Raw genomic sequence first — 16,980 nt, 5'->3', positions numbered from 1 at the left:
TGTAACACGTGAACGGCCCACAGATACGTCCCTCAAACGGGCCATCTAAACAAGCAAGACTGACCTGGAGCAATCGATGACTGATTTTTACAACCTCGTCCCGTCCGCGCCGGAGGGCCGTTTCGACGGCATCGAACGGCCCTACTCGGCGGAGGACGTGAAGCGGCTGCGCGGCTCGGTCCAGATTCGCCATACGCTTGCGGAGATGGGCGCGAGCAGGCTGTGGAAGCTGATCCACGAGGAAGATTTCGTCAATGCGCTCGGCGCCATGTCGGGCAACCAGGCCATGCAGCAGGTCAGGGCGGGCTTGAAGGCGATCTATCTGTCGGGCTGGCAGGTCGCGGCCGACGCCAACACCGCGTCGGCCATGTATCCGGACCAGTCGCTTTATCCGGCGAATGCGGCGCCGGAGCTGGTCAAGCGCATCAACCGCACGCTGCAACGCGCCGACCAGATCGAGACATCCGAAGGCAAGGGTCTTTCGGTCGAGACCTGGTTCGCGCCGATCGTCGCCGACGCCGAAGCCGGCTTTGGCGGGCCGCTCAACGCGTTCGAGATCATGAAGGCCTTCATCGAGGCCGGTGCCGCTGGCGTCCACTATGAGGACCAGTTGGCGTCGGAGAAGAAGTGCGGCCATCTCGGCGGCAAGGTGCTGATCCCGACCGCAGCGCATATCCGCAACCTTAATGCGGCCCGGCTTGCAGCGGACGTGATGGGCACGCCGACGCTGGTGGTGGCGCGCACCGACGCGGAAGCCGCCAAGCTGCTCACCTCCGACATCGACGAGCGCGACCGGCCTTTCGTCGACTATGACGCCGGCCGCACGGTCGAGGGCTTCTATCACGTCAGGAACGGCATCGAGCCCTGCATCGCGCGCGCCGTCGCCTACGCGCCGCATGCGGACCTGATCTGGTGCGAAACCTCGAAGCCGGATCTTCAGCAGGCAAGGAAGTTCGCTGAAGGGGTGCACAAGCACCACCCGGGCAAGCTGCTCGCCTATAATTGCTCGCCGTCGTTCAATTGGAAGAAGAACCTGGACGACGCGACCATCGCGAAGTTCCAGAAGGAACTCGGCGCCATGGGCTACAAATTCCAGTTCATCACACTGGCCGGGTTCCACCAGCTGAACTTCGGCATGTTCGAACTGGCCCGCGGCTACAAGGAGCGCCAGATGGCGGCCTATTCGGAACTGCAGGAGGCGGAATTCGCGGCGGAGGTCCATGGCTATACCGCGACCAAGCATCAGCGCGAAGTCGGCACCGGCTATTTCGATGCCGTTTCGATGGCGATCTCCGGCGGCCAGTCTTCGACCACCGCCATGCATGAATCGACCGAGCACGCCCAGTTCAGGCCGGCGGCCGAGTAATGCCAACACCAGAGGAAACGCCCGAAGGGCACTTACGTCGAGGAGAACAGCAATGGCATCGATAAGCCGGGTCAAGGAACGGGCCGAAGAACAATCAAGCGCGATGAGCGTCGATCAGCAGGCGACGATCCGCATGCTTGCCAACGACCTGCACAGGCTCAACCAGTCTGTGATGAAGGCGGTCGAAGCAGGTGTGTCCGTCGAGCTGGTGCGCTCTGCCAGGCACCATGGCGGAGACGGCAACTGGGGTGATCTTTTGATCCCAGTGATCGTCACCCATCAGAACCAAGGCTGACGTAACGTCAACAATCACTCGCGAGTGTCTCCCGTGTGCTATACGTTCCGGGGGACGTTCGTTTTTTCGAATTGTAGCCGTGGCGCTGGGGAGAACTTGCGCCGGATTTTAGCAATTCTTCCTATATTATCATTTTCCACTATTTTTGCTTGACACCGCTGCCGATCTCGCGCCAATTGCGCGCTTAAGGTTTCAACCCTGCATTGAACCAGAGCCTCCGCCATACATGTGTCCCGCCAATCGTGACGACTCTGAAAAACCAATGAAACCGGCGGACCGTGGCGCGGCGGCCCGGCTGCCGGCGGATATCTCCAAGGTGCTGGTGGTCGGCAAATCGTCGATCAACCGGGTCGTCGTATCGAAAATCGTGGAAAAGTCCGGGCTGAAGCCGATTTCGGAGCCACCGGAGGCGGCCGAGAAAGCTTTGGCCGGCCTGGTTCCCGGCGCAATCATACTCGATGGCGGACCCGACGACAGGGATTGCGACAGGTTGCTGTCCGGCATCGACGCGCTGCGGCGCGCTTCCGGCAAGGCGCGGCCCGCCGTGATCCTGCTTTCAACCAGGAATGGCACGCCGGACAGCCTCGGCCTGTCGAGCGTGGTCGACGCCGTGGTCGCCAAGCCGATCACGCCCGAAAGGCTGCAACCAGTAATCGATCGCCTGGTCGGCCGCGGCTAGGCAGAGGCGACGCTCAGCCGGGCTTCGCTATTGCCTCGACCAGTGCCGGCAACTCGCCGAGATCTGCGATCTCGCGAAAACGCGGCGCCGCGACAGGCGCCTCGGCGTGTTCGATCGCCCAGGTCAATTCGTGCGGCACATGGATGCCCCAGCCACCGGCCTCGATGGCGGGAACCACATCGGACTTGAGCGAGTTGCCAACCATCATGCTGTTCTGCGGACCGTCGCCATGGCGGCTGAAGATGCGGGCATAGGTGGCTGCGCTCTTGTCGCTGACGATCTCGACGGCATCGAAGAGATCACCCATTCCCGACTGCGCGAGCTTGCGCTCTTGATCGAAGAGGTCGCCCTTGGTGATCAGCACCAGATGGTAGGAGCCCGCCAGCTTTTCGACCGTCTCGCGGGCATGCGGCAGCGGCTCGATCGGATGGCTCAGCATCTCGCGGCCGGCAGCCAGGATTTCGCCGATGACCGAACCGGGCACCTCGCCGTTTGTGATCGCGACGGCCGTCTCGATCATCGACAGCGTAAAGCCCTTAATGCCGAAGCCATAGAGGGCGAGGTTGCGCCTTTCCGCTTCGAGCAGCCGTGCCGCGATGTGCTCATGATCGCCGTGCTCGGCCAGCAAGGCGGCAAAACGCTTCTCGGTCAGGCGGAAGAACTGCTCGTTCTGCCACAGCGTGTCGTCGGCATCGAAGCCGATGGTGGTCAAACGTGGAGCGGACATGTGCGACCCTTTGCTTACAGGCTCATCTAGACCCTGTGGCGCTGCGCCGCCAGCAAGAAGACAGGCACGCCGGTTCCTTTGGGCTGCGGCTCGGCTTGCCTGTGGCGACGCGGGCGCCTCCCCTTTCCTTCCGCCACGGCGCCCGGCTATACTTTGAAATCCGCAACACAATCTGGTGAATGATGCCGCCTGAAAAAAAGGAAGTCCGTCCGTCGAGCCGGGGGGGACGCGCCCGCACGCCTGCCTTCTTGAAAAACGAACGCGGTGTGAAGAACTGGAAGGAAGCCAGCGCCTGGCTGGAATGGCGCGGCATCGAGGACATCGAGTGCATCACGCCGGACCAGGCCGGCGTCGCCCGCGGCAAGATGATGCCGTCGAAGAAATTCACCTCCAACACATCGCTGGCCTTACCTTCGGCCGTGTTCATGACGACGATATCCGGCGGCTATCCGGAAGACGGCAATGGCTTCCACTATCCGGAGGACGACGGCGACCTGAAGCTCTTGCCCGATCTCTCGACACTGACCGTCGTGCCCTGGGAGGAAGATCCGACCGCCGCGGTGATCTGCGACCTCGTCCACCAGGATGGCCGCTCCGTCGAATTCACGCCGCGCAACGTGCTGAAGCGCGTGCTGGCCGCCTATGACGACCGGGGGCTGAAGCCGGTGGTGGCGCCCGAGATCGAATTCTATCTGGTACGCAAGAACCCCGATCCGGACTATCCGCTGACGCCGCCCGTCGGGCGCTCAGGGCGGCCGATCGGCGGCGGCGCCGGCTATTCGATCGCGGGCGTCAACGAGTTCGACGAACTGATAGACGACATCTACCATTTCTCGGAGCGGCAAGGCCTGGAGATCGATACGCTGATCCACGAGGAGGGCGCCGGCCAGCTCGAGATCAACCTGCGTCACGGCAATCCGATCGAGCTTGCCGACCAGGTCTTCATGTTCAAGCGCACGATCCGCGAGGCGGCGCTGAAGCACGAAATCTACGCCACCTTCATGGCCAAGCCGATCCAGGGGCAGCCTGGCTCGGCCATGCATATCCACCAGTCGGTGGTCGACAAGAAGACCGGAAAAAACATCTTCTCGGCCGAAGACGGCGCCGAGACGGATGCGTTCTTCCATTTCATCGGCGGCATGCAGAAACACGTGCCGAACGCGCTGGTGATGCTTGCGCCTTACGTCAATTCCTATCGGCGGCTCACGCAGGCAGCGTCGGCGCCGGTCAACAACAAGTGGGGCTACGACAACCGCACGACGGCTTTCCGCGTGCCGCGTTCCGATCCCGCGGCGCGGCGCGTCGAAAACCGGATTCCGTCCTCGGACGCCAATCCCTATCTGGCGCTTGCCGCCTCGCTTGCCTGCGGGTTGATCGGCATGAACAACAAGGTCCAGGCCGAGCCGCCGGTGCTGACGACCGCCAACGAGGACGAGATCGACCTGCCGCGCAGCTTGCTCGAGGCCGTGGACCTCTTCGAAGCCGACGAGGAGCTTGGCGCCATCGTCGGCAAATCCTTCGCAGCCACGTATGCGGCCATCAAGCGAGCCGAGTTCGAGACATTCATGGAAGTGATCAGCCCTTGGGAGCGGGAGTATCTGTTGCTGAATGTGTGAGCGGCCACTTCGAGTGAATGAGTGAATAGTGAATGGTGAGTAGTTTCATATTGGATGAGTGAACGCAGCCAGAGCGCTCTAGCAAAGCATTCGCTATTCACCATTCACCATTCACCTGCGTTTCCGCATGCCTCGATGGGCGGGTATTCCGGCCACGGCATCATGCTGTCCAACTTCTTCGGCAAGCTCTACGCCGAGACGGTCGCAGGCAATCGCGACCGTCTGAAGCTGATCGAGAATCTGAAGATTCCGGCCTTCCCGGGCGGCCGTCGTTTACGCGCACCGCTGCTGTTTCTGGCGCTCCACTGGTTCGCACTGCGCCGCAGGATCTGAAGCCGGAACATGTGCAGAAGCAGTTAATTCGACAAGTCCGCTTCCCTAACGGCACGTTGCGGAATCCTTAACAAACGCGCAGAATTTCGCAAAAAGGCGCACTGATGCCATAATCGGCGGTAAAAGATGCCGGTTCGGGGCGATAAGACGGGGATTTGCGCGGGCCTGCCCGCTGGAAATTTCGGGACCGATGCCGATCAGCCGCGAACGGTTTGCGGCAAGATCGAAAGAACGTCGGCCCGGTTGTTGGAGGTGGTTTAGGTGAACGAGCCCTTCAGTTTCGGTGCGCCGGAACGACGGCACTTTGCTGTGCGGTTCGGCTATGACATGCGGCCCTCGTTCTGGCAGGGCCTGCAGTCGAACGCGCATCTGGTGATCGCGGCCGTCGGCACCGCGGCGCTGCTTGGCGTGGCGGCGGTGGCGCTTTGGCTGGCCTTGCCGGCCAATGAGCGGCAGGCGATCGCGAAAACGGAGCAGACCGTCCCCGCGATCCCGGTCAAGACGAAGAAAATCGCTCCGACGGTATCGAGCGCTGTCAGTGTCGCCGCCGCGCCGCAAGCCGCGCGCAAGGCCGATGCGGTTTCGCCCATGACTGTATCCCGAGAAGCCGCCATCCCGGCACTGGCTTCCAACAATCCCCGCTGGAACGGCACGGTTGGTGAGCTTGCGCCCGCGGCGGATGCCCCGCCGGCCTCATCCGCCCAGGCAGCGGAGAAGCCGGCGACGCAGAACGACAAACCAGCCGTTGCCGCCTTCGCCGAATCCGCGTCCGGAAACGATGCTTCGGCCGCCCTGGCTGAGGTCGCATCGCCTGCGCCGGCTGCTGCCCAATCGGCAGACGCAAAAAAGCCTGACGACAAAATGGATGCGGCCCAGACCGCCGCCATCCCGGACGCGAAGCCCCAGGTTGCCGAGGCCCAGCCGGCGGCACCCGACGATGCGGCCCAGGACGAGCCGAAGCCCGAAAACGCCGGCACTGGCACCAATGGGCGCGTCCTGAGGGCTGTTACCATGCGTTCCGGCCCGAAGAACGGCGCCGCCGCGATCGTCACTGTGCCTGCCAAGTCAGCCGTGCAGGTGATGAGCTGCAAAAAATGGTGCGAGATCGTCTATAACGGCAAACGCGGCTGGATCTACAAGAGCTTCGTCAAGACCGGCGCCTGATCTGGACGCTCTTGGCGGCCTGACGCCGCCGCGACGTCGGTTCAGATGCAGCGCCCGCCGTCGACCTCCAGCGCCACGCCGGTGATGAAGGCCGCCTCGTCCGAAGCCAGCCAGAGCGCCGCGTTGGCGATGTCGAGCGGCGTCGACAGCCGGCCGAGCGGGATAGAGACGCGGAATTTTTCGCGGATCTCCGGCGTGTCGGCGCCCATGAACTTCTCCAGCATGCCGGTCTCGCCGGCGACCGGGCAGAGGCAATTGACGCGGATGTTCTTCGGGGCGAGTTCGACCGCCATCGACTTGGTGGCGGTGATCGCCCATCCCTTGGAGGCGTTGTACCAGGTGAGGCCCGGCCGCGGCCTGATGCCGGCTGTCGAAGCCGTGGTCAGTATGACGCCGCCGCCCTGCCGGTCCATGATCGGCACCACGGCAAGCGCGGCATGATAGATCGCCTTCATGTTGACAGCGGTGATCAGGTCGAAGGTTTGCTCGTCGACGCCGAGCATGTCGCCGTTGCGATGGGTGTAGCCGGCATTGTTGACCATGATGTCGACGCGGCCGAAGGCGCTTTTGGCGGCATAAACCATCTCGTCGAATTCGGAGCGTTGCGAGACGTCGGTCTGGGTCCAGATCGCGTTGTCGCCGATTTCCTTCGCCACGCGCGCTGCGCCCTTGGCGTTGAGGTCGGCAACCACGACGCGTGCGCCTTCCTCGGCGAAGCGCTTCGCCATGCCCTCGCCGAAGCCCGACGCCGCGCCGGTGATGATGGCAACCTTGTTTTGCAGACGCATGGTTTTTCCCATCATTGAAGGGCTGGCGGTCGCCATTCTCCCTTAGCTTTCGTCACATTCAGGTTCTATGTTGCAGGCGCGAACGCTTCCGGAAAGCTGTTGCTTGCCGACAAGCCTCCCGGCGGCGCCAGTGTCAAGGCCGCATTTGGGCCCAATCGATTGTCCAGCGATTGGTCCCGGATGTGACACCATGACACTGGACGATTTAAATCGATTAGAATATATCAGCGCCGCTACCGGCTAGCGGCATCAAACCGGACTGACCATGACCAGCCAGATCATCCCTGTCGAACCTTTCGACTTCATCATCTTCGGCGGTACCGGCGACCTGTCGGAGCGCAAGCTTCTGCCCTCGCTCTACCACCGCCAGCGCGACCACCAATTTTCGGAGCCGACGCGCATCATCGGCACGTCGCGCGCGAAGATGAGCGATGCCGAGTTCCAGACCTTCGCCAAGAAAGCGATATCGGACCATGTGAATCCGGCCGACATCGAGCCGAAGGAACTGGACACATTTCTTGCTCGGCTTTCCTATGTCTCGGCGGACGCCACCTCCGGCGTCGGCTTCGACAAGCTCAAGAAGGCCATCGGCGACAGCGACCGCATCCGCGCTTTCTACCTCGCGGTGGCGCCGGCGCTGTTCGGCGACATCTCGCATCAGCTCAAGGAACACAAGCTGATCACCCCGAACTCGCGCATCGTGCTGGAGAAGCCGATCGGCCGTGACCTCGCCTCGGCACGGGCGCTCAACGACGCTGTGGGTGACGATTTCCACGAAAGCCAGATCTTCCGCATCGATCACTATCTCGGCAAGGAAACGGTGCAGAACCTGATGGCGCTGCGCTTTGCCAACGCGCTTTATGAGCCGCTGTGGAACTCCGCCCATATCGATCATGTGCAGATCACCGTGGCCGAGACCGTGGGTCTCGAGGACCGCGTCACCTACTACGACAAAGCCGGCGCGCTGCGCGATATGGTGCAGAACCACATCCTGCAGCTGCTTTGCCTGGTTGCCATGGAAACACCGTCCTCGATGGACGCGGACGCCGTGCGCGACGAGAAGCTGAAGGTGCTGCGGGCGCTGAAGCGCATCAACGGCAACGAGGCGCCGAAGCACACGGTGCGCGGCCAGTATCGCGCCGGCGCCTCCGCCGGCGGGCCGGTCAAGGGCTATGTCGAGGAGCTCGGCAAGGACAGCAACACCGAGACCTTCGTCGCCCTCAAAGCCGAGATCGGCAACTGGCGCTGGGCCGGCGTGCCTTTCTATCTCAGGACCGGCAAGCGGCTGGCGACCCGCGTTTCGGAAATCGTCATCGAATTCAAACCGATCCCCTATTCCATCTTCGGCGACAGCGCCGGGCCGATCTTCGCCAACCAGCTGGTGATCAGGCTGCAGCCGGACGAAGGCGTCAAGCAGTACATCATGATCAAGGATCCGGGGCCGGGCGGCATGCGGCTGCGCCAGATCTCGCTCGACATGAGCTTCGCGCAATCCTTCCACAGCCGCGCGCCGGACGCCTACGAGCGGCTGATCATGGATGTGGTGCGCGGCAACCAGACGCTGTTCATGCGTCGCGACGAGGTCGAGGCGGCCTGGAAGTGGATCGATCCGATCCAGAACGCCTGGGAAAGCGCCAGGCAGGAAGCGCAGGGCTATACGGCCGGCACCTGGGGTCCGTCGGCCTCCATCGCGCTCATCGAACGTGACGGACGGACATGGCACGAGAGCAATTGAGCGGGGCCGTTTACGCCTGGAACGGCTTTGCCGACCGCCAGCAGCTGGCGGCGGCCCTTGCCGGCCACGTCGCCGCCCGCCTGACCAAGGCGATCACCGACCGCGGCACGGCGCTGCTCGCCGTATCCGGCGGCACGACGCCGGCAAAATTCTTCGCCGCGCTCTCTTTAATCCCGATCGCCTGGGACAAGGTCACCGTGACGCTGGTCGACGAACGTTTCGTGCCGCCCTCCTCGCCGCGCTCGAATGCCGGGCTGGTGGCGGCGAACCTGCTCCAGAACAAGGCAGCGGCAGCGCACTTCGTGCCGCTCTACCATGAGGCGGCGACCATCGAGGACGCAGCGGCGTCGGACAGCGAGCCCCTGCAATCATTGCCCTGGCCTCTGGATGTGGTGGTGCTTGGCATGGGTGCCGACGGCCACACGGCCTCCTTCTTTCCCGATGCCGGCAATCTCGCCGAGCTCATCGACCCGTCCTCACCGCGGATCGTGCTGCCCGTGCATGCGCAAAGCGCCGGCGAGCCGCGGCTGACGCTGTCGATGGCGCGGATCGTTGCCGCCGGTTTCATCGCGCTCCACATCGAGGGAGAGGACAAGCGTATTGCCTTCGACGGCGCGATGGGAGCGGGCATGAAAAAGCCCATCCGCAACGTGCTCGAAGCGGCGCCGATACCGGTAGAGGTGTTCTGGGCACCCTAATTTCACCAAAGGAACAGCCCCGGAGGCTGTGGGAGGACGTTTTCCGGGGCCAGAAAGGACCAGCCATGACAGCCAGACGCGACGTCGAAGCCATCACCGAACGCATCCGCCAACGCTCGAAGGCCGGCCGCGAAGCCTATCTCGGACGCATCGCGGAGGCGTCGGGGCGCGCCGCCAACCGCGCGGTGCTCTCCTGCGGCAACCTCGCCCACGGCTTTGCCGTCTGCAGCCCATCGGAGAAGGTGGCACTCGGCGGCGATTGCGTGCCCAACCTCGGCATCATCACCTCCTACAACGACATGCTGTCGGCGCATCAGCCGTTCGAGACCTTTCCGGCGCTGATCAAGGACGCGGCACGCGAAGCAGGCGGCATCGCCCAGGTCGCCGGCGGCGTGCCGGCGATGTGCGACGGCGTGACGCAAGGCCAGCTAGGCATGGAGCTGTCGCTGTTCTCGCGCGACGTGATCGCCATGGCAGCGGCGATCGGCCTTTCGCACAACATGTTCGACGCCGCCGTCTTCCTCGGCGTCTGCGACAAGATCGTGCCCGGGCTGGTGATCGCGGCGCTCACCTTCGGGCACCTGCCGGCCGTCTTCATTCCGGCCGGACCGATGACGTCGGGCCTGCCGAACGACGAGAAGGCCAAGGTCCGGCAGCTCTATGCCGAGGGCAAGGCGGGCCGCGCCGAGCTGCTCGAGGCGGAGTCCAAATCCTATCACGGGCCGGGCACCTGCACCTTCTACGGCACCGCCAATTCCAACCAGATGCTGATGGAGATCATGGGCCTGCACACGCCCGGCGCCTCCTTCGTCAACCCGGGTACGCCGCTGCGCGACGCGCTGACCAGGGAGGCGGCGAAGCGCGCGCTGGCGATCACCGCGCTCGGCAATGCCTATACGCCGGTCGGGCGCATGATCGACGAGCGCTCGATCGTCAACGGCGTGGTCGGCCTGCACGCGACCGGCGGCTCGACCAACCACACCATCCACCTCATCGCCATGGCCGCGGCAGCCGGAATTTCGCTTACCTGGCAGGACATCTCCGACCTGTCGGAGGCCGTGCCGCTGCTCGCCCGCGTCTACCCGAACGGACTCGCCGACGTGAACCATTTCCACGCCGCCGGCGGGCTCGGCTTCCTGATCCGCGAGTTGCTCGACGAAGGCTTGCTGCACGAGGACGTGCAGACGGTCTGGGGCGAAGGCCTGCGGCCCTATGCTGTCGAGGCAAAGCTCGGCGCCGACGGCAGCGTCGTGCGTGAAGCGGCGCCGCTCGAGAGCGGCGACGAGAAGGTGCTGGCGCCGTTCAAGAAGGCGTTCCAGCCGACCGGCGGACTGAAGGTGCTTGCCGGCAACCTCGGCCATGCCGTGATCAAGACCTCTGCGGTCAAGCCCGAACGGCGCGTCATCGAGGCGCCGGCCAAGGTGTTCGACAGCCAGCAGGGGCTGAACGAAGCTTTCAAGTCGGGCACGCTGACCGGCGACTTCGTCGCCGTGATCCGCTTCCAGGGGCCGAAGGCCAACGGCATGCCGGAACTGCACAAGCTGACCACCGTGCTCGGCGTGCTGCAGGATCGCGGCCAGCGCGTCGCGCTGGTGACCGACGGGCGCATGTCGGGTGCTTCCGGCAAGGTGCCGGCGGCGATCCATGTGACGCCGGAAGCGGTCGAGGACGGGCCGATCGCCAGGATCCATGACGGCGACATCATTCGCCTCGACGCCGACGCAGGCACGCTGGAGGTGCTGGTGCCGGGAACGGAGTTCGCGCTGCGCCGCACGGCGGATGCCGACCTGATCGGCAACGAGTTCGGCTTCGGCCGCGAGCTGTTCGCCGGCTTTCGCCAACTGGTTGGCCGCGCCGACCACGGCGCCGCCGCCTTCGCAAATGCCTAACCTCAATCTGCTAAAAAAAGAGCGGCTCGGTGCCGCCGCTCGGAGCCGCCCTTTGTCGTAAGCGGTGTGCCATCGGCACCTAGACAAGAGGTCTCACGAGGTATTCTTGCCACTGAAGACCTCCGCCAAATAGTCAATAAACACCCTGACTTTACGTGGGGTGTGACGTCGCTGAGCGTAGAAGGCGAAGATCGGTTGCTCCATGGGTTCATGATCCGGCAGCAGCCGCACGAGGCGGTTCTCCGCTATATCCTGGGCGACCATGAAATCGCCCAAGAGGGAGTACCCCCCTCCCGCTAGGCAGGCGTTTCTCACCGCTCGCGCTGAGTTCATTGTCAATTGCTGCGGCACTTCGAAGTCAATGACCTTTCCTTGATGCGAAAACTTATGAACGCGCCCCCATTCCCCGCTGACCTGAGTAACGGATGGGCACGCTCTGATCTCGTCCAAGGTCCTGGGTGTCCCATATTGCTGGCAAAACTGGGGTGTCGCGACGAACACGATCCTCTGCGTGAAAATCCTCTGCGCAATCAGGGATGAATCGTTCAACGGTCCTACCCGGATGGCGACATCGAAGTGCTCGCCAATGAGATCAACCAAACGATTGCCAAGGTCGATTGAGACATCGAGCTGCGGGAACCGGCGCACGAACTCAGGAACCACTGGTGCCAGGCACTCATTACCAAAGGCCGTTACGCAGGAGACGTGGAGTTGGCCGCGAGGAGTTTCGTGGCGTTCGCGTACTGCGCTCCGCATCTGATCAAGCTCCTCCAGGAGGCCGGTGCTCTTTTGCACGAACTCCATCCCGGCATCCGTCAGATTGATCTGCCTGGTGGTGCGGTTAAAGAGACGTACGCCGAGATCGGTCTCCAAGTCCGCCACAATGCGGCTTACCGAGGCAGCGGAAAGGCGCAAATCCCGGCTCGCAGAAGAGAAGCTGTTATGCCTGGCGACTGCCACGGCCACCTTCATGGCCTCGATCATATCCATCCGCCATTCTTCCGAAATTCAAAATAATGTCTCTCACCGTGCGCTCTTTAACACGGAAGCCGAAATCATGCATCAATGGGGCGAACGCTCAAATTGAGGAGATGGACATGTCCAAAAATCCTAGCTGGATACTTCGCAGCTACCCTTCCGCAATGCCCTCCGTCGAGAACTGGAGCCTGGAGGAGCGTTCAATTCCCGATGCCGCGGATGGTGAGCTGCTGGTGAAAACTCTGTGGCTCTCCGTCGATCCCTATATGCGCGGTCGGATCAGCCCCGCGAAGAATTATGCTGCTGGTTTTAGAATTGGCGACCTGATGTGTGGCGGCGGAATTGGCGAGGTAATTACGTCTGAGTCTCCAGACTTCAAGCCAGGCGACCTCGTGATGAGCGATCATTTTGGTTGGCAGCCGTTCAGCGTGATCCCGGCCGCGTCAGCCAAGCCCGTGACGACAACCGACGCTCCGATTCAGGCCGTACTGAGCTATCTCGGCATGCCCGGTCTCACCGCCTACTTTGCCCTCAAAACCGCAACTCCGAAGGTGGGGGAAACGGTGTTGATCTCTGCCGCTTCAGGAGCTGTGGGGCAGATTGCGGGACAGATCGCGCGGATCAAAGGGTTCGACCCAGTCGCTGTTGCGGGCTCGGACGAGAAGCTGGAATGGTGCAGGGAGCTTGGATATCGGACTGGCGTCAATCATCGACGCTCCGCTGATCTCGTGGCAGATGTCGCGACCGCATGCCCTAGCGGCGTCGATGTCTTTATCGACAACACCGCCGGGCCGATTCACGATGCAGCCATGTTAAACCTCAACATCTTTGGCAGGGTGGTGGTTGTCGGGACTATTGCCTTGGCCAACCGGTTTGACCAGCCTGATATCGGTGTCAGGCATCTCAGAAGGACACTAATCACCCGTGCGCGCATAGAAGGGTTCTTGCTCGACGACCACGAAGGAGAATACGAGACCGCGATTGCCGATCTGCTGTCATGGTACAAACAGGGACTGCTTCAGACACGGGAAGATGTTGCGGAAGGGATCGAGACCGTGCCCCACGCTTTCGTTCGGATGTTGAAGGGAGAGAACTTCGGCAAGCAACTGGTCAAGCTATGACGCTCTAACCAGGGTTGTCCGCTTCGGCCCGGCCCGATTTTTGTGCACGCGTTACTCAAGCGGATCGTTCCAAGGCAGCAGCTCATCGATCCGCCTCCGCTCGTGGCCGTTGACGATGGCGGTAAGCGTGGTGGTCAAGTAGGCCTGCGGGTCAACAGCATTGAGTTTGCAGATCTCCTCTGGCGCAGGCAAAACTAGGTTGCCCTGCCGGGCCAGCGTTCGCCAGGACGACAGATGGTTGGCCTCCAGCCCGTGGCGCTCCGCTACTTCGTTCACCGTCACGCCCGGACGCAAGCCCTCCGAAACGATCTGTGCCTTGACCTCATCCGGCCATTGGCGATGCGCCTCACGTCGGCCCCGCCGTGTCGTGAGAACCTCCAATGTCGTGTCCATAGAGAAACTGCTTCTCGCTGATCCATGGAACCTTGATCACAGATCAGGCGTCAGCGGGCAACGTGGGGGGCAAAACAGCGGTTACCCTTTTTCGTTCGTTTGCGGACGGCGATGCCTACTGAACGGTGATCTCGCTCCGCTCACCGGCCTTGATCGTCACCGGCATTTCCTTGTCCTGGCCCTGATCGGACATGTGCCGCACGACGACATAGTCGCCGGCGGGGATAGTCTGTTGCCAGCTGTCGCCATAGGTCAGGCCGAGCGACTTGCGCTTGCCCTCAGCATCCTTCTTTGACGAGAACACCTCGATCGAATAGGCGCCGGGCGCCGACATTGCCAGCACGCCGGCGCCGAGAGCCACCTTCACATCCTGGTTGTCGCCGGCCTTGATGCTGAAGGGCTGTTCGACAACGGCGAGATCGAGCGTGGTTAGCGCGACATAGTCGTCCGGCGGCAGCCAGAACTTGCTGTCCGGACCGTAGGAGTGCTCCACGCTTTCACGCGAACCGTCGATCTTCTTCTTCGCCTTGACGATCTCGAAGCCGATGCCGGAATTGTCGGCCTTGTCGCCGCCGGCGGTGTAGTAGGCGTTAAGCACGGCATGGCCGACGCCGACCACGATATCCTTCTCGACCGTCTGTCCGGCGGCAAGCTGGATGGTTTCGGTCACCGTGCCGGCGCCGATCTGCACCGTCACCTTTTGCTCGCCGGCGGGCACGGTGGCCTTGGTGTCGCCATAGTGGGTCGTGCTGCCGCCCGGATAGGCGAAGTCGACACGCGCCTCGCCGCTGATCTCCGAGCCCTGGCTCGCATGCGGGTGGATAACCAAGGTTCCGGCGTTCAGCGTGAACAACGGGCTGTAGGTCTGGCCGGCTTCGATCTTGATCTTCTGCTCGCTCCTTGCCTCGTCGGCGCGACCGACGACAATGTAATCGCCCGGCTCGAGATTGATCTTGAGCTCGCCATACTCGGTCATGACCTGATCGCCGCGCGAGCCGTCGGACTTGGCCTTGTAGATCTCCCAGGCATTGCCGTCGGTGACGGCATCGCCGCCTTCAGCCATGACGACGCTCGGCGTGAAGTTGAATTCAGGCTTGGCGGGTTCGGGTGCAGGCGCCGGCGCCGGGGCCGGAGCAGGCTCTGGCGCGGGCGCCGGCGCCGCGACGGTCTCGACCAGCGCTTGCTGCAATGCCTTCTCGTCGGAGGCCTGGATGTATTTTCCGCCGGTGTTCTCGGCGAGGCAGGCGATCTGCCTGCCTTCGTCGGCGGTCAGGCCGAAGCCGACTACGTCGGCGGTGAAGTCGACGCCGGTCTCCTTCAGCTCCTTGCCGAGCGCGCACGGATCGCCACCGCAGGTCTCAAGACCGTCGGTGATGAGAACGACCGTGGCCTTGTCCTCGGTGTATTTCAGCGCTTCGGCGGCCTGCTTGACGGCCGCCGTCAGCGGCGTCTTGCCGAGGAATTTCATGCTGTCGGCGGCCGCCGAGATCGCGCTCGCCGAACCCGCCTGCGGCGGCACGATCAGCTCGATGTCCGCGCAGCTGCCTTTCTGGCGATGCCCGTAGGCCATGAAGCCGATCTCGTCGTCGCCCGGCACCGACTGCAGCACCGTGTGCAGCGATTCGCGCGCGATCTCGAGCTTCGGCTTGCCGTCTATCTGGGCCCACATGGAGCCGGATGCATCGAGAATGATGATGACCTTGTTGGCGGCAAAGCCAAAGGTGGTCATCGACAAAAGGAGGATCGCCGCAGCAACGCTCCGTGCCAGTCCCGCCATGAAAATCTCCTGAGTGAACCCCCGTCCGCGCCGGGAAAGCTATTTGAGCCGGGCTTTGCAGACAAGTCCGATGGCCGGCAAGTCGCTCAATAGGTGGTTCGGCGCTCTTCCGACGGCGGACGGCCGAACTGCAGCCGGTAGCTTTGCGCGAAATAGGAGTGGGAGGTGAAGCCGGTGGCGATCGCGACGTCGAGGATCGGCATATTGGTCTGGCGCAGCAATTCGCGCGCCCGCTCGAGCCTGAGCCGCATGTAGTAGCGGCCCGGCGTCACGTTGAGATGGCGCAGGAACAGGCGCTCGACCTGGCGCACCGACAGGCCCGCCGACTTGGCAAGCTGCACCGCCGACAAAGGCTCATCGAGATGGTCGGCCATCAGCTCAACGATACGTCTCAGCTTCTCCGACTTGCCGGTGAGGTCGCGCTCAGGTCCGACGCGCTGGCGGTCACCGGCCGAGCGGATGCGCTCGTGCTGGAACTGGTTGGCGACGCCATTGGCGAGGTTGGAGCCGAAATCGCCGCGCACGATCTCCAGCATCAGATCGATCGAGGTGGTGCCGCCGGCGCAGGTGTAGCGCTTGCGATCGATCTCGAAAACGTTGCCGGTGCAGTTGATGTCCGGAAAACGCTCCATGAAGCCGGCGCGGTTTTCCCAGTGGATAGTGCAGCGGTAGCCGTCGAGCTGGCCGGCCTCGGCGAGCAGATAGGAGCCGACCGAGAGCGCGCCGAGCGCGTTGCCGCGGCGGCCCCAGCTGCGCAGCGCCGCCAGCACCTTGCTCTTGCCGGGGAACTCGGTGGTGAGCCCGACCGAGACGAACAGGATATCGACCGGCGGCATGTCGGCGACTGAATAGTCGATCTTGAGCGGAAGGCCGTTGGAAGCCATGACCGCGTCGCCATCTGCCGATATCGTCGTCCAGCCGTAATAATCACGGCCGAGCAGACGGTTGGCCGAGCGGAAGCAATCGATCGCCGCCGCCAGCGAGAACATCGAAAACTTGTCGACCAGCAGGAAGCCGAACTGCCGACCGCCCTGAACGGGATCGCCCATGACCGGCCGTTCAACAAGAGCAGTAAGATTCGGCAAGGATGCTGCTTTCCGATCAGAAGGACGGCCGCTTCAATCCGGCCGCGAGGTAGGCGGAAGCTACAGTGTTGGCCATCAGCATGGCAATGGTCATCGGTCCGACGCCGCCGGGGACCGGCGTGATGGCGCCGGCGACCGCGGCCGCTTCGGCATAGACGACGTCGCCGACCAGCCGCGACTTGCCTTCGCCCTTCTCCGGCGCCGGAATGCGGTTGATGCCGACATCGATAACGGTGGCGCCGGGCTTCACGCAATCACCCTTGATCATTTCTGGACGGCCGACGGCGGCGACCAGGATATCGGCGGTGCGCGCCAGCGCCGGCAGGTCCTTGGTAC

Annotated in this window: 14 protein-coding genes and 4 pseudogenes; 10 read left to right on the top strand and 8 right to left on the bottom strand. The window is 63.1% G+C overall.

All coding sequences use genetic code 11. The features are described 5' to 3' along the window. Positions 1-76: 76 nt before the first annotated feature. The 3 genes from aceA to EOA75_RS03690 all read left to right on the top strand — a co-directional run bounded on the left by aceA (position 77) and on the right by EOA75_RS03690 (position 2,340). A complete protein-coding gene (aceA, locus tag EOA75_RS03700; RefSeq protein ID WP_067327261.1) occupies positions 77-1,366 on the top strand; it encodes an isocitrate lyase in 1,290 nt (429 codons plus the stop codon). Positions 1,367-1,418: 52 nt separating this feature from the next. Beyond that, positions 1,419-1,661: a hypothetical protein gene (locus EOA75_RS03695; RefSeq protein ID WP_066989302.1), complete on the top strand. Its 243-nt coding sequence runs from the start codon at positions 1,419-1,421 to the stop codon at positions 1,659-1,661. A gap of 262 nt (positions 1,662-1,923) precedes the next feature. Beyond that, entirely contained in the window at positions 1,924-2,340 is a 417-nt protein-coding gene (locus tag EOA75_RS03690; protein WP_164747267.1) for a response regulator, read from the top strand. 13 nt (positions 2,341-2,353) lie between these two features. On the opposite strand, the gene EOA75_RS03685 is transcribed toward EOA75_RS03690, so the two are convergent. Then, positions 2,354-3,067, bottom strand: a complete 714-nt coding sequence (locus EOA75_RS03685; RefSeq protein WP_095781924.1) for an HAD family hydrolase — start codon at positions 3,065-3,067, stop codon at positions 2,354-2,356. Positions 3,068-3,249: 182 nt separating this feature from the next. Between EOA75_RS03685 and EOA75_RS03680 the strand changes: the two genes are divergently transcribed. From EOA75_RS03680 to EOA75_RS03670, 3 genes and pseudogenes are all read left to right on the top strand, one after another. Beyond that, positions 3,250-4,683 carry a glutamine synthetase family protein gene (locus tag EOA75_RS03680; RefSeq protein ID WP_066989433.1) on the top strand — a complete coding sequence of 478 codons (1,434 nt, stop codon included), beginning with the start codon at positions 3,250-3,252 and terminating at the stop codon, positions 4,681-4,683. 132 nt (positions 4,684-4,815) lie between these two features. After that, positions 4,816-5,016, top strand: a pseudogene (locus tag EOA75_RS03675) (FAD-dependent oxidoreductase); the annotation flags it as partial. 261 nt (positions 5,017-5,277) lie between these two features. Beyond that, positions 5,278-6,180 (top strand): SH3 domain-containing protein, encoded by a 903-nt coding sequence (locus tag EOA75_RS03670; protein WP_127214517.1) that lies wholly within the window; start codon positions 5,278-5,280, stop codon positions 6,178-6,180. 41 nt (positions 6,181-6,221) lie between these two features. Here the strand turns inward: EOA75_RS03670 and EOA75_RS03665 are convergent, their stop codons facing one another. Beyond that, entirely contained in the window at positions 6,222-6,968 is a 747-nt protein-coding gene (locus tag EOA75_RS03665) for an SDR family oxidoreductase (protein ID WP_127214515.1), read from the bottom strand. A gap of 265 nt (positions 6,969-7,233) precedes the next feature. Between EOA75_RS03665 and zwf the strand changes: the two genes are divergently transcribed. The 3 genes from zwf (at position 7,234) to edd (ending at position 11,290) form a co-directional block, all read left to right on the top strand. Then, a complete protein-coding gene (gene zwf, locus EOA75_RS03660; protein ID WP_095801102.1) occupies positions 7,234-8,703 on the top strand; it encodes a glucose-6-phosphate dehydrogenase in 1,470 nt (489 codons plus the stop codon). After that, positions 8,685-9,401 (top strand): 6-phosphogluconolactonase, encoded by a 717-nt coding sequence (gene pgl, locus EOA75_RS03655; RefSeq protein WP_127323658.1) that lies wholly within the window; start codon positions 8,685-8,687, stop codon positions 9,399-9,401. The genes zwf and pgl overlap by 19 nt, the downstream gene beginning before the upstream one ends. A 65-nt stretch (positions 9,402-9,466) precedes the next feature. Further along, entirely contained in the window at positions 9,467-11,290 is a 1,824-nt protein-coding gene (edd, locus tag EOA75_RS03650) for a phosphogluconate dehydratase (protein ID WP_127323657.1), read from the top strand. A 93-nt stretch (positions 11,291-11,383) separates the two neighbouring features. Here the strand turns inward: edd and EOA75_RS03645 are convergent, their stop codons facing one another. Beyond that, the gene (locus tag EOA75_RS03645; protein ID WP_127214509.1) at positions 11,384-12,280 is read right to left on the bottom strand and encodes a LysR family transcriptional regulator; all 897 of its coding nucleotides are present in this window, start codon (positions 12,278-12,280) and stop codon (positions 11,384-11,386) included. Positions 12,281-12,387: 107 nt separating this feature from the next. Between EOA75_RS03645 and EOA75_RS03640 the strand changes: the two genes are divergently transcribed. Continuing rightward, the gene (locus tag EOA75_RS03640) at positions 12,388-13,389 is read left to right on the top strand and encodes an NADP-dependent oxidoreductase (RefSeq protein WP_127214507.1); all 1,002 of its coding nucleotides are present in this window, start codon (positions 12,388-12,390) and stop codon (positions 13,387-13,389) included. Positions 13,390-13,440: 51 nt separating this feature from the next. Here the strand turns inward: EOA75_RS03640 and EOA75_RS33890 are convergent. From EOA75_RS33890 to EOA75_RS03620, 5 genes and pseudogenes are all read right to left on the bottom strand, one after another. Then, a pseudogene (locus tag EOA75_RS33890) lies at positions 13,441-13,566 on the bottom strand (transposase domain-containing protein); the annotation flags it as partial. Next, positions 13,567-13,782 (bottom strand): annotated as a pseudogene (locus tag EOA75_RS03635) (transposase); the annotation flags it as partial. It abuts the pseudogene before it with no gap. Positions 13,783-13,897: 115 nt separating this feature from the next. Continuing rightward, positions 13,898-15,559, bottom strand: a complete 1,662-nt coding sequence (locus EOA75_RS03630; RefSeq protein WP_127323656.1) for a VWA domain-containing protein — start codon at positions 15,557-15,559, stop codon at positions 13,898-13,900. Positions 15,560-15,645: 86 nt separating this feature from the next. Further along, the gene (locus tag EOA75_RS03625; protein WP_082953990.1) at positions 15,646-16,608 is read right to left on the bottom strand and encodes a GlxA family transcriptional regulator; all 963 of its coding nucleotides are present in this window, start codon (positions 16,606-16,608) and stop codon (positions 15,646-15,648) included. A 52-nt stretch (positions 16,609-16,660) separates the two neighbouring features. Beyond that, positions 16,661-16,980, bottom strand: a pseudogene (locus EOA75_RS03620) (bifunctional methylenetetrahydrofolate dehydrogenase/methenyltetrahydrofolate cyclohydrolase); the annotation flags it as partial.

The organism is Mesorhizobium sp. M1A.F.Ca.IN.022.07.1.1, from assembly GCF_003997575.1.
In the GTDB taxonomy this organism is placed as follows: domain Bacteria; phylum Pseudomonadota; class Alphaproteobacteria; order Rhizobiales; family Rhizobiaceae; genus Mesorhizobium.
Note: the sequence above shows the minus strand (reverse complement) of the source record. Positions and strands in the feature narration are given on the sequence as shown.